11 protein-coding genes are annotated in these 13,122 nt (G+C 72.3%); 10 read left to right on the top strand and 1 reads right to left on the bottom strand.

The annotated features are described in order from the left end of the window. Window positions 1-486: an SRPBCC family protein gene (locus OV208_RS38340; protein WP_267578919.1), complete on the bottom strand. Its 486-nt coding sequence runs from the start codon at window positions 484-486 to the stop codon at window positions 1-3. 495 nt (window positions 487-981) lie between these two features. Here OV208_RS38340 and OV208_RS38335 point away from each other — a divergent pair, with 495 nt between their 5' ends. The 10 genes from OV208_RS38335 to OV208_RS38290 all read left to right on the top strand — a co-directional run bounded on the left by OV208_RS38335 (window position 982) and on the right by OV208_RS38290 (window position 12,980). Continuing rightward, the gene (locus OV208_RS38335) at window positions 982-1,521 is read left to right on the top strand and encodes an OsmC family protein (protein ID WP_267578917.1); all 540 of its coding nucleotides are present in this window, start codon (window positions 982-984) and stop codon (window positions 1,519-1,521) included. A gap of 103 nt (window positions 1,522-1,624) precedes the next feature. Continuing rightward, complete coding sequence (locus OV208_RS38330) at window positions 1,625-1,873, top strand: hypothetical protein (RefSeq protein ID WP_120545243.1); 249 nt, start codon at window positions 1,625-1,627, stop codon at window positions 1,871-1,873. Window positions 1,874-2,010: 137 nt separating this feature from the next. Further along, entirely contained in the window at window positions 2,011-4,029 is a 2,019-nt protein-coding gene (locus tag OV208_RS38325) for a PAS domain-containing sensor histidine kinase (RefSeq protein WP_267578914.1), read from the top strand. Then, window positions 4,026-5,366: a sigma-54-dependent transcriptional regulator gene (locus OV208_RS38320; protein WP_267578912.1), complete on the top strand. Its 1,341-nt coding sequence runs from the start codon at window positions 4,026-4,028 to the stop codon at window positions 5,364-5,366. Before OV208_RS38325 ends, OV208_RS38320 begins: the two co-directional genes overlap by 4 nt. Window positions 5,367-5,530: 164 nt before the next feature. Next, window positions 5,531-5,944 (top strand): response regulator transcription factor, encoded by a 414-nt coding sequence (locus OV208_RS38315; protein ID WP_267578911.1) that lies wholly within the window; start codon window positions 5,531-5,533, stop codon window positions 5,942-5,944. A gap of 149 nt (window positions 5,945-6,093) precedes the next feature. Further along, window positions 6,094-6,480, top strand: a complete 387-nt coding sequence (locus OV208_RS38310; RefSeq protein WP_267579077.1) for a response regulator — start codon at window positions 6,094-6,096, stop codon at window positions 6,478-6,480. A gap of 142 nt (window positions 6,481-6,622) precedes the next feature. Continuing rightward, complete coding sequence (locus OV208_RS38305; RefSeq protein ID WP_324291454.1) at window positions 6,623-8,425, top strand: OmpA family protein; 1,803 nt, start codon at window positions 6,623-6,625, stop codon at window positions 8,423-8,425. Then, entirely contained in the window at window positions 8,422-9,600 is a 1,179-nt protein-coding gene (locus tag OV208_RS38300) for a FecR family protein (protein WP_267578906.1), read from the top strand. The genes OV208_RS38305 and OV208_RS38300 overlap by 4 nt, the downstream gene beginning before the upstream one ends. A gap of 1 nt (window position 9,601) precedes the next feature. Beyond that, the gene (locus OV208_RS38295) at window positions 9,602-11,056 is read left to right on the top strand and encodes a CHASE2 domain-containing protein (protein ID WP_267578904.1); all 1,455 of its coding nucleotides are present in this window, start codon (window positions 9,602-9,604) and stop codon (window positions 11,054-11,056) included. Between the two features lie 130 nt (window positions 11,057-11,186). Beyond that, window positions 11,187-12,980 carry a diguanylate cyclase domain-containing protein gene (locus OV208_RS38290; RefSeq protein ID WP_267578902.1) on the top strand — a complete coding sequence of 598 codons (1,794 nt, stop codon included), beginning with the start codon at window positions 11,187-11,189 and terminating at the stop codon, window positions 12,978-12,980. Window positions 12,981-13,122: the final 142 nt, after the last annotated feature.

The raw sequence follows: 13,122 nt of genomic DNA, 5'->3' as shown, positions 1-13,122 counted from the left end.
TCAGCGCCGCCACGCCCGGTCCGGTGTCGGGGCCTTCGCTGTGGGCGGCAGGAACGTGTGCGCAAGTCCCGTGAGTCCCGGAGCGAGGATTTCGTCGCGGACCTTGCGGGCCAGGGCCTCCGCTTCGTCCGCGTGTCCGGGCTTCGGGGAGAACGTCGCCAACCACTCGATGAAGGTCTGCCCGGTCGCCGTCACCGGCGTCACCCGCAGCTTCGCCTGGTAGTCGCGCACCGGCAGCGGCCCCTCCAGCATCGCGTACGCGTAGCTGCGCGCATGCGCGTCGTGTTCCAGCCGCGCTTCCAGGAACACCTCGCCGGCCCGCGTGGTGAGCCGGCGCAGCGGCCCCGCGCCTGGCCCGGGGTGGGCCACCCGCTCACTGGAGACGATGCCTGGATGCCAGCGAGGGAGGCTGTCAAAGCCTCCCACCCGGTCCCAGACGACATCCACGGGTGCCTGGATCAGTTGACTCGCGTAGGCCTCGATCATGGGGTGCCTCTCGTCATTCATGAATCACAAGAAGGGGATGCGTGCTGACGGTGCCCATGCGGCCTGGGGGTGCCCACCCTCGGGCAGGCGGCCTTCCAGCCGCATGGGACGTCCCTCGTGCGTGGACGCTCAGACGGCTGACGCGTCCGGGGCCCTACGGGCTCCAGCCCGGGCAAGACCGCGGACGGTCTCACCTCCCGCGCAAAGCCATGCCGCCAACACTCCGCCCTTCCCGCCCCATTGATTCATGTCCATGCAGCTCCCCGTGACAGTCGAAAGAGGCGCTGGATGTGAGGCAAAGCCAGCCGGGGCGATATTGTCCGGAAGGGCCGTTCCAGGCGGTCCGCATCTAGGGTCAGGGCACGTGTGGTCTCGCGATCAGTGTCCTACCTGGGAAGACTCGTACTTCAGGGCGATGGCCCGCGAGTTGCGAAGCATTGTCATGGCATGCGTGTTGAAAGCGCACCGCGACAGTCCTTGCCGAGGAGACGCCCGATGAATTCCGTTTCCATCACCGAGTACGAAACTCGCCTCTATTGGCAGGGAGAACGGGGGGCTGTGCTGACAAGCGATCAGGCGCCCCCTGTTCCGATTGGCGTGCCGCTGAACGTGGAGGAGCGGGCCTCGGACGGGACGTGGGCCCCGGAGGCGCTGCTGGTGGGCGCGGTGGAAGGCCGCGCCCTGCAGGCCTTCCTGGCTGACGCCAGGGAAGCAGGCGTGCGCGTGCTCTTCTACCAGAGCAGCGCGACGGCCCGGCTGGTGAGCGGCGGACCCGAGCAGGCCGCATGCTTCACCGACCTCATCGTTCGCCCCCACGTCGCCGTGGGCAGCCCCCCGGAAGCCGAGCTTGCCCGGCGGCTCTTCGCGGCCCTGCCCACGCGCTGCTTTCCCAGCTCCATGCTCCAGCTCACCCCGCGCATCGAAGCGGTCGTGGAGGTGTGGGCCGCGCCTCGCCCCTCGGATGGGGACGGTGCCCATCGCACCGACAGCCTGCCCCAGGAGGACGACCGCTTCGCGCCCGCTCCGGGCGGATGACTCGCGCGGCTGGCTCCGGGATCCGTTGAAAAGCGCGCACCGGCCGGCGCCGGGTCACGGGGCCCGGTGCCCTGGGGGCGGGGCGTGCACAGTGTGGGAGCACATGCCGACGAACCCACAGACGAATCCGCCGACGAAGCCCGTGAAGGAGCCGGACCCGAAGCCCACGCCTGAAATCGAGCCGCCCCGGCCCCAGGTACCGGAGAAGGATCCGCCGCAGCGGGAGCCCCCGCGCCGGGAACCGCCTGCGCCCCAGCAGGATCCTGAAATCGAGCCGGGCATCACGGATCCACCGGCCCATGATCCGAACCGCCCCGGACCGCCCGACATCATCGCGGGTCCGGCGGTCTGAGGTAGAGTCCAGCGCGCTCTCCGCGCGTCATGTCCACTCCACCTCCGTCGTCGTCCCTGCTCCGAGCCGCCTCGTTCGTCCTCGCCTGCGGTGTGCTCATGGGCGCGCTGGGCGCGGCGACTGGAGCCTGGGCTCCCGTGCCCCGCCTCGCCGTCCTGGCGGGAGGCGCGGTGCTGCTCGCGACCGTCGGCGCGTGGGTGATGCTGCGCGCGCAGGCTCGAACGCGGGGAGACTGCGCCCGGGCCCTGAAGCGGGCGGATGACGCCCGGGCCCTGCGCGACGCGGTGATGGACATCACGCCGGTGGGCTTCGCGTTCTTCGACCGGGACCTTCAATACGTGCACGTCAACGCCGCGCTCGCCGCGATGAATGGCCTGCCGGTGAGCGCGCACCTGGGCCGCCACGTCACCGAGGTGCTGCCCGCGCTGGGCACCGTGCTGGCGCCCCGGCTCGCCCGCGCGTTGGAGACGGACGCGCCGTTGCAGGACGTCAGCCTCCAGGTGGAGACGCCCGCCGCCCCGGGCGAGGCGCGGTTCTGGTTCGGCGGCTACTCGCGCGTGCGCGGCTCCGGCGGCGAGGTGCTGGGCGTCATCGCCTCCCTGTCGGAGGTCACCGAGCGGCTGCGCGCCGAGCAATCCCTCCAGGAACACGAGGGCCGGCTGGACGTGCTCACCCGCTCGCTGCCGGACTACCTCTGGGGCGGCAAGCTGCGCGGCGGAGTGCTGCGCGACTTCTACTGCACGCCCGTCATCGAGCGCACCACCGGATATCCCCCCAGCGCCTTCACCACGCCCGGGCCGGAGGGCACGCCCGCGCCGCTGTGGGCGGAGATGATCCACCCGGAGGACCGGGCCCGCTACCGCGAGTGCATCGAGGGCTTGTCCCCCGGCGCGGAGGCGGAGGTGGAGCACCGGATCATCTGCGCCGACGGCCGCGTGCGCTGGGTGCGAAGCCGCGCCGCCGCCTCCGGCCTGGACGCGCAGGACGCCGTGCACCTGGGCTGCGTCGTCACGGACGTCACCGACCGGCGGCTCGCGGATGACCTGCGCCAGCGCCTGCACGACAGCTTCCGCCGCTCCGCCACCGAATGGCGCCGCACCTTCGACGCCGTGTCCTCGCCCCTGGTGGTGCTGAGCGCGGATGGCATCATCCACCGCCTCAACGGCGCCGCTGGCGCGCTCTTCCAGCAGGCGGACCCCACGGGCCAGCCGCTGTCCTCCACCGTGGGCGCGCCTCCCTGGTCCAGCGCGGAACCCCTGGTGGAGGAGCTGCGCCAGACGCACGGCACCGCGAACCGCCAGGTGCACGACGCCGCGTCCAGCCGCACCTGGGAATTGGCCGCCGCGTGGGTGGATGAAGCCGGCAGCGAGGATCCGCGCATCATCCTGGTGGCCACCGAAATCACCCGGCTCCTGGAGCTCCAGGCACACGTGCGCCGCAGTGAGACGATGGCCGCGATGGGCGCCATCGTCGCGGGCGTGGCCCACGAGGTGCGAAACCCCCTGTTCTCCATCTCCGCCGTGGTGGACGCGGTGGAGGCCACCTTCGGCACGCGCCCCGAATTGCAGCCGTACCTGGACGTGCTGCGTGGCGAGGTGCGCCGGCTCACGCACCTCACCCAGGAGCTCTTCGAATACGGCCGGCCCGCCCGGGGCGAGTGGGCCGACGGCGCGGTGGGCTCCGTGGTGTCGGAGGCCCTGTCCTCGTGCGAGCTCGCTGGGGAGAAGGCGGCGGTGAAGCTCACCCGCCAGTTGTCGGAAGGGCTGCCCCCGGTGCGCATGGACTCGCGCCGCCTGTTCCACGTCTTCCGCAACGTGGTGGAGAACGCCGTGCAGCATTCGCCGCAAGGCAGCACCGTGCACATGGCCGTGGAGGCCGTGGAGGAAGCAGGCCGCGAGTGGGTGCGTTGCACCGTCCACGACGGCGGGCCCGGCTTCAAGGCGGAGGACCTGCCCCACGTCTTCGAGCCCTTCTTCAGCAAGCGCCGGGGCGGCACCGGCCTGGGCCTGTCCATCGTCCAGCGCATCCTGGAGGAGCACCAGGGCCGCATCCGCCTGTCCAACCATCCGGCGGGAGGCGCCGAGGTGACCATCCTGCTGCCCGTCAGCCCCCCGGCCGTCGCCTCCGGCCCTTCGCATCAATCGCAAGCCTCATGACCCGCACCCGCATCCTGCTCGTGGACGACGAGCCCGGCGTCCGCCTGGGCATGAAGGGCTACCTCACCCAGCACGGGTTCGACGTGGACGAGGCCACCAGCGTGGCCGAGGCCCAGGAGGGCTTCCGCTCCCACCGGCCCGATGTCGCCGTCATCGACTACCGGCTGCCGGACGGCACCGCGCTGGAGCTGCTGCCCCGGCTCAAGGAGATCGACGCGGCGGTGCCCCTGGTGGTGCTCACCGGCCACGGCTCCATCGAGCTGGCCGTGCAAGCCGTGAAGGAGGGCGCCGAACAGTTCCTCACCAAGCCGGTGGAGCTGGCGGTGCTCAAGGTGGTGCTGGAGCGGCTCGTGTCCCAGCGCCGCGAACGTCAGCGTCACGCCGCGGACCGCTCGCGCACGGCCCGCTCGCGGGTGGATCCCTTCCTGGGCGACAGCGGGGCCATCCGGTTCCTGCAGGACCAGGCGGAGCGAATGCGCGACAGTGACAGTCCCGTGCTCGTCACCGGCGAGACGGGCAGCGGCAAGAGCGTGCTCGCGCGCTGGTTGCACGAGGGCGGCTCGCGCAAGGACGCGCCCTTCGTGGACCTGAACTGCGCCGCGCTGTCCAAGGACCTGCTGGACTCGGAGCTGTTCGGCCATGAGAAGGGCGCCTTCACCAGCGCGGTGGCCGCCAAGCAGGGCCTCCTGGAAGTGGCGGACCGGGGCACCCTGTTCCTGGATGAGATTGGCGACATGGACGTGGCCGTCCAGCCCAAGCTGCTCAAGGTGCTGGAGGAGAAGCGCTTCCGGCGGCTGGGCGACGTGAAGGACCGGCGCGTGGACGTGCGGCTCGTCGCCGCCACGCACCAGGACCTGTCACTGGCCTCGCGAGAGAAGCGCTTCCGCAGCGACCTGTACTTCCGCATCAGCACCCTCATCCTCCATGTGCCCGCGCTGCGCGAGCGCGCCGAGGACGTGCCGGTGCTCGCGCGCCACTTCCTCGCGGAGATGGGCGGCGCGCGCGGCCGGGGCCAGGTGGAGCTGGAGCCCGACGCGGAGAAGGCCCTGATGACATACAGCTGGCCGGGCAACATCCGCGAGCTGCGCAACGTGCTGGAGCGCGCCGTGCTCCTGTCCGGCGCAAGCCGCCTGTCCCGGGGCGACCTGAGATTCGAATCCGCCCCCCATGACGAACCCCTGGGCGACGACCTCACGCTGGAGGAGCTGGAGCGCCGCCACATCGAACGGGTGATGGCCCGCGAGGGCGGCCACGTGGAGCGCGCGGCGACGAAGCTGGGCATCTCCCGCAGCTCGCTCTACGCGAAGCTCAAGGGCTGGCAGCACCGGGGCTCCTGACAGCCGCATCCCCTGGGGCCCCAACAGTGTCCGGATTCCAGAGGACATTCCAGAACCTGGAATCCTCCGGGCCGCTGGCCCCGGCCTTCACCGCCAATCTCGCGCATTGACTGGGATTGGCGTGTTTCGCCGTGCATGGCACACCCGCTGCAGTGTCCTGGGGCATGCACGGGAAAATCCTCCTCCTCGATTCGAAGCCCCCGGTTCGTGGGGCGACGGCGCGTCACCTGACAGCCGCGGGCTTCACCGTCCTCACGGCTCGCACGGATGCACAGGCGCGAAGCCAGCTGGACACCAACCTGTTCGACGCGATCCTCATCGACCATCCCTTCGGCCGACCCGGGATGGACGAGGGGCTGACGTTCGCCCGGGAGCTGCGGCAGCAGGACGCCATCGTCCCCATCCTGCTGATGACGGCCCTGCCCCTGGACGAGGTGCGGCAGCTCGCGTGGGCCAGCGGCATCACCAAGCTGCTGCCCAAGCCGCAGTTGATGCCGGTGCTCATCCTCCACCTGTCCGCGCTCATTCCCCACGCGGCCAACGAGGATGAGCTCCACCCCATCCCCATGCGCGAGTGAGCCGCCGCACCGCGCGGGGAGCGGATCCGGATTCTGGAAAATGGATTCCGCAAGCTGGACAACCCCGTCCGGCCCGCGCCGCGCCTCCGCGCAAGTCCCTGGAAGTACTGGCTCCCCCTGCCATCCCGAAGTTGGCCCTGACCTTGCTCATGCCCTCCTGCGTGCCCCGGAACCTGTTGATCATCGATGACGAAGCGGTGCTGTGCTGGCTGCTCGGCCGCTTCTTCGTCAGCGCGGGGTACGCGGTGGATTCGGCCACGGACCTGGACGGAGCGTTGGAGCGGGTGACGCACGGGCATTACGACCTGGTCATCAGCGACCTGCGCCTGAGTGGGACGCTGTCCGAAGAGGGGCTCGTCATCGCGGAGCGGGTGCGGAAGGCGTCGCCCGCCACGCGCATGGTCCTGCTGACGGCGTTCGCCTCCCCGGACCTGGGCCGCCGGGCCCGGGAGCTGGGGGTGGATCTGGTGCTCAGCAAGCCCCAGCCCCTGCAGGACCTGGCCGAGCACGTCTCGCAGTTGCTGGCTCCGCACTGAGCCGCGGGCCGTTATCCGACGGCCGCGGGCCTGCCAAACGAGCGGGTGGACACGGCCGGCGACGGTTTCATCGACGCGCGCGACCCCGCCAGCGACAATGACCGCCTCCCGGGCGACAAGGAAGAACGTGGACCACGACGGCATGACCCAGCCCCTCAATTCCGGCCGGCACAGGGCCGGGCCCCTCCCGGCGCGGGGGCTCGCGCTGATGGTGGCGGTGGGCCTGACGCTGGGCGCGACGTCGCGGGTGGACGCGCAGCCCACGGTGTCGCAGGCCATCGACGTGCAGCAGTACAAGCCGGGGCCGGGCGCCTACGACGTGCTCGGGCTGAACAGCGCGCGCGTCGCGCCGCACAAGACGTGGAACGTGGGCGCGTCGCTCAACTACGCGCACCAGCCGCTCAACTTCTACGACCCGCGCGAGGATGCGTTCGTCTACCACATCGTGGAGCGGCAGCTCTCCCTGGACCTGATGGGCGCGGTGTCCCTCTTCGACCGGTTGGAGATCGGCGTGGTGCTGCCGGTGACGACCACGGGTTCAGAGCCCGCGGGCGCCGTGTCGGAGTCGTTCGCCAACGGCGTGGGCAAGACGGGCCTGGGCGACCTTCGCGTGGTGCCCAAGCTGGCGCTGCTGTCCCGGGGCTCGCTGAACCTCGCGGTGCTGGCGCCCTTCACCCTGCCCACGGCGGGCGGTTCGAACTTCCTGGGCTCGGACGGGCTCACCTTCCAGCCGCGCATCGCCGGTGAGTGGGCCACGTCGTATCTGCGGCTGCTCGCCAACGTGGGCGTCAACCTTCGTCAGACGGAACAGCTTCGCAACCTGCGCGTGGGCAACGAGTTCGCGTTCGGCGTGGGCGCGGAGGTGCCGGTGACACAGGCCCTGTCCGCCCAGGCGACGCTCGCGGGCGCGGTGGGCCTGAAGGACTCCAACGAGGAGGAGGTCCCCCTGGAGGTCCTGGGCGCGGTGAAGTACCGCTTCGCCAACGGGTTCGCCGCGCACGTGGGCGCGGGCCCTGGCCTGACGCGCGGCTACGGCACGCCCGCCTTCCGCATCCTCGCGGGCCTGACCTTCACGCCCGGAGGCCCGAAGCCCACGCCAACCTGCGCGCTGGGCCCAGAGGACTTCGACGGCTTCCAGGACGACGACGGCTGCCTGGATCCCGACGACGACCACGACGGCATCCCCGACGTGAACGACGTCTGCCCCATGGATCCGGAGACGGTGAACGGCTACCGCGACGACGACGGCTGCCCGGACTCGCTGCCGGAAGTGAAGGCCCCGGAGGATGCCGCCACGCCCGCGAACGCGCCCCCGCCCGCGCTCAGCCTGCCGCCCGCGCCCGTGGACACGGATGGCGATGGCATTCCGGACACGGAGGACCGCTGCCCGACGGCGCCGGAGGACGTGGATGGCTTCGAGGACGAGGACGGCTGCCCGGATCCGGACAACGACCGCGACGGCATCCCGGACGCGAAGGATCAGTGCCCGCTGGAGGCGGAGGTCATCAACGGCGTGAAGGACGACGACGGGTGCCCGGACAAGGGCGAGTCCAAGGTGCGCCTGGAGGGCTCGCGCATCGTCATCCTGGACAAGGTGTACTTCGCCACCGGCAAGGACGTCATCCTGCCGAAGTCCTTCCCCCTGTTGCAGCAGGTGGTGTCCATCCTCCGGACGCATCCGGAGCTGGAGCGGGTGCGCGTGGAAGGCCACACCGACAGCCAGGGCGACGACGCGAAGAACCTGGACCTGTCGCAGCGGCGCGCGAACAACGTGCGCGACTGGCTGATGAAGGGGGGCATCTCCGGCATGCGCCTGGAGGCGGTGGGCTTCGGTGAGTCGAAGCCGGTGGACACCAATGACACGCCGCTCGGCCGGGAGAACAACCGGCGCGTGGAATTCAACATCGTGAAGACCGCCGACACGGCGGAAGGAGTGGCGCCGTGAGGGCAAGCACCCCGTCGTTGATGCTGACCCTGACGCTGCTGGCGTCACCCGTCGTGGGCTTCGCCTCGGAGGCGGACGGCCCCTGCGGAGGCCTGACGTTCGACAACGGGCGGCTTGCCACAGGGCGCCTCCTGGAGCCCCAGGGCGCCCAGACCGAGGCGTGCCTGCGCGAGGTGGCGGAGGCCGTGAAGGCCCGTCCCGCCATCCGGAGCCTCACCGTGGCCGCGAAGCTGCCGGACGCGCAGCGCCTGGAGGGTCAGGGACTCGCCTGGGCGAAGGCGGCGGCGGAGGTGCTGGTGACGGCGGGGATTCCGCGCACGCGGGTGTCCTTCGTGGCGCCCCCGGGCATCCCCAACGCGCCGGGCCAGTTGCAGCTCGCGTACGTGGAGCGCCCCACCCAGCCGGCGGTGGCGAGGCTGCGCACGGCCAGTGGACAGGTGTCGGCGGGACCGGGGGACACGGCCCTGCGCTCTCGGCTCGCGGGTGACTCGCTGTACGCGGGCGAGCTCGTGACGACGGGGAAGAACGGCCGCGCGGAGCTGTCGCTGGCGGACGGCAGCGGCGTGTTCCTGTCGCCGGAGAGCGCGGTGCGGCTGGGCACGCTGGAGTTGACGGCGGAGCGCCAGCGCAAGGTGCTGTTGGACCTGGTGCGCGGCACGGTGGAGACGGAGGCGGCGCCCGGGGGCAAGGGCTCCGTCTTCGAGGTGCGCACGCGCGGCGCGGTGGCCGGCGTGCGAGGCACTCGCTTCCGCGTGGTGCAGCAGGAGGACGGCACCAGTCGCGTGGAGACGCTGGAGGGCAAGGTGGCCCTGGGCGTGGACGCGGCGTCGGTGGACGTGGGCGCGGGCTACGGTTCGCGGGCGAAGCCGGCCCACCCGCCGGAAGCGCCTCGGGCCCTGCTGGCGGCCCCGACGCTGGAGCAGCCTCGCGGGGGCGTGTATCCGACGGTGCCCGCGCTCGTCTGGAAGGCGGTCGCCGGGGCGAAGGTGTACCGGGTGGAGGTGGCGTCCTCGGCGGACTTCGCGGGCGACGTGAGGGTCCAGGAGTCGGCCACGCCAACACTGGCCGGGGCGGCTCCGGGCCCGGGCAAATGGTTCTGGCGGGTGCTGGCGGTGGACGCGGACGGCTTCGTAGGCTACCCCTCGAAGATCTTCAGCTTCGACATCCCTGGATGAGATGAGCCCACCTGCCCGCGGTCCCCTGCCCCTGCTGTCCTCGCCCGCGGTGCTGCGGGGACTGGGGGCTGGCGTGGGCCTGCTGCTCGCGGTGGGCTCGGCGGTGATGGGGGGCGCGCCCGGCCTGGGCGAGCGCGCCCTGTATGACTTCGCGGTGAGCCGCCTGTTGTCGCCCCTACCCACCACGGCGGACCTGGTGCTGGTGGAGGTGGACGACCGCGCGCTCGCGGCGCTGGGCGAGCGCTGGCCGCTGTCGCGCGCCACCTGGGCCCGGGCCTTCCAGGCGCTGGCGGCGCAGCGTCCCTCCGCGGTGGTGGTGGACGTCCTCTTCGATCAACCCGAGTCGCGCGACGCTCTGGACCTGGGCGAGGACGTGCTGGAGCGCCTGCGCGCGTCGGGGCTCGCGAACCTGCCCGAGGGCTCGAAGCTGGTCTCAGAGCTGGAAGCGCGGATGCATGCGCAGGACGGGGATGCGCGGCTCGCGGAGACCTTCTCCGGGATGGGCACCGTGGTCCTGGGCAGCATGGCGCTGACGGATGAAGGCGGTTCGATTCCCCATGAAGGGGACACCCTGGCCCCGGTGGCCCTGCCCTCCGCAGGCCTGCGGTTGAAGGCGAAGGGGCTGACCACGAACCTGGCGCCGCTGCGGATGACGGCCTGGGGCAGTGGGACGCTCAACGTGCTGGTGGACGCGGACGGCGTCATCCGGCGCTACCCCTACGCGGTGGAGGTGGGCGGGCGCGCGTGGCCGTCGCTCGCGCTGGCGACCGCGCTGCGCCTGTGGCCGGAGCGGTCCGAAGCGCTGCTGCGCGTGGCGTCCACCGACGACGGGGCGCCCCTGATGCGGCTGCCTTCGCCAGACTGGTTGCCACGCGTGAGCCTGGCGGACGTGCTGCTGGCGAAGCCGTCCTCGGTGGGGTTGGACCTGGCCCTGCGGGACAAGGCCGTCTTCGTGGGCGTCACCGCGACCGGGTTGCATGGCCAGAGCACCCTGCCCGGCCAGCTCGCGGTGCCGGGCGTGGAGATCCACGCGTTCGCGATGGACAACCTGCGCTCCGGGCGCGTGCTGCGCTCCTCCGGGCGGGCGGCGCTCACGGGCGTGCTGGAGACGGCGCTGGTGCTGGCGCTGCTCCTGTGGCGGCGGGGACGCGCGCGAACCATGGGCGCGGTGGTGGGCCAGGCCGCGCTGCTCCTCGTCGCGCACACGGCCTTCGTGGGCTGGCTGCTGGCGGACATCGGCTGGGTGGTGCCACTGCTGCCCGGGGTCGTCGGGCTCGCGCTGGTGACGCTCGCGGAGTCGGTGGCGCGCACCGAGGACCTGCAACGACAGCGCGGCGCCCTCAAGCGCCTCTTCGGACGCTTCCCGAGCGAGCCCTCCGTCCCGCCTCCGGGTGGGCCGAACGCCGCTGGGGGTGAGGAGTCCTCGCGCTCCCTCCCCGGGGATTCGCGGAGGTAGCGCGGCCTGGCCGTGACGCCGCTGGGTCGTCCGGTGGGCGCCCCGTCTGTCGCCCACCCAGGACAGGCCAGCCCGGACAAAGGGGCCCTGGTACGGACGGGGGGCAGGCATGGCAGCATGGCCGTGGACCATGCCGCGCTACGCACTCATCGCCGAACCGGACTCCCACCGCGCCACGGCGCTGCTCGCGCTCGCGACCCAGGAAGGGCTGGAGGGCGTGGTCGCGCGCGACGGCGCGGAGGCCCAGGAGTGGGTGCGCCAGCGTGGGGCCCCGACGCTGCTGGTGACGGACCTGGCGCTGCCGAGGGTGGACGGGTTCGCGCTGCTGGCGTGGCTGCGGGGACGCTCGGACGCGGGCGGCATGGCGGTGGTGGTGGTGACGGCCTTCGACGAACTGCGCGTGCGCGCGTGGCAGTTGAAGGACGCGCTGGGCATCCACGCGCTCCTGAGCCGGCGCGCGGGCCCGGACGCGATGCGCGACGGCGTCCGACGCGCGCTCGCGGGCCAGCTCGCCGGGGGCGGCCTGCTGGAGTCCAGCGCCGAGGAGGAGAAGCAGCGCCTGGCGCGCATCGACGAGTTGGAGCTGGTGGATCCCGGCCCGCCCGACGCGCGGTTGCAGGACCTGGTCTCCGAAGTGGCCCAGGCCTTCGGTGTCCCCGTCGCGCTCCTCACGTTGGTGCTGGGCGACCGCCAGTGGTTCAAGGCCCACGTGGGCCTCACGGGCTCGCTGGCACGCGATCGGGGCACGCCGCGCGACTGGGCCTTCTGCCACCACGTGGTGCAGGGCCGCGAGGCCATGGTGGTGCCGGACGCCACGCGCCACCCGGTGTTCCGCGACAACCCGCTGGTGCGCGACGGCATCGTCGGCAGCTACGCGGGCGCGCCGCTCATCACCGCCAGTGGCGACGTGCTGGGCTCGCTGTGTGTCATCGACACGCGGCCCTTGATGCTGGGACCGGAGGACCTCGCCGCGCTGCGCGAGCTCGCGGGCCGCGTGGCGCAGAGCCTGGAGTCCACCACGGCCAGCCACCGGCCCCGCACGCCTCCGCCGCGCGCGGGGGGCCAGTCGGAGCCGGTGCTCAGCGAGGCGAGCGCCCTGGCCCTGGTGCGCGAAGCGGTGCGCGCCCTGGACGTGCCGGTGCTGGTGGTCGCGCCGGGCCGCAAGCCCTACGCCGCCAACGCGGCGCTCGCGGAGCTGATGGGGCTGCCCGAGGAGCGGCTGGCGGGCATGTCCTTCGATTCGCTGTGCCAGCACGTAGCGAGCCTGAGCGCGGATCCAGGCGGCACGCTGCGGCAACTGGACCTGGCGGCGGAGGCCTCGCGCGGACTGCACCTGACGCTCACGCTGGAGCGGCCCCGGCCGCGCGTGGTGCGCTGGGTGGCGCGTCCCTTCGTCATGCCCGGCGGCGTCGCGCAGCTGCTGTCCCTGATGGACCTGCGCGTCGGCTCCGACGGGAAGGCGGAGCGCGAGGGACTCCTGCGCCAGGACGCGCTCACCGGCCTGGACACCCGACGCGTGGGCGAGGAGCGGCTGTCCAAGGAGATTGGCCGCTGCCGCCGTGAAGGCCTGCCCTTCAGCCTGGTGCTGGTGGACCTGGTGGAGCTGGGCGCGCTGAACCGCACGCGCGGCTTCGACGCCGGGGATGCCGCCCTGAGGGAGCTGGCCCGGCACGCGGACGGCCTCTGCCCTCCGCCGGGCTTCGCGGTGCGGTGGACCGGGGACACGTTCCTGCTCGCGCTGCCCGGAGCGGACGCGGTGGGCGCGGAGGCGGTGCGCCAGCAGTTCCACGACGTGCCCGGCGTGCCCGAACGCGTCTCCGTCGCCGTGACGGTGCAGGGCGAAGAGGATCCGCACGGCACGCTGGCCCGCGCCCACGCCGCGCTCGCCCGTGCGAAACCGGACCGGAGCCCCGGCCGCGACTGACGCGCCCCGCGCTTCCCCCGGCCCCGGCGGATGTGCGCGGTTGAAGGTCTGTCTCCCGCGCGCCACTGCGCTGTCCCCGCGACCCGGCTTGTCCCATGGGTTTACGCTGACGAACCTGGACTCCCTGCTTCCTCGGAATACC

The organism is Corallococcus sp. bb12-1, assembly GCF_026626765.1.
Classification (GTDB): domain Bacteria; phylum Myxococcota; class Myxococcia; order Myxococcales; family Myxococcaceae; genus Corallococcus; species Corallococcus terminator.
This window is presented reverse-complemented; position numbering and strand designations above follow the sequence as displayed.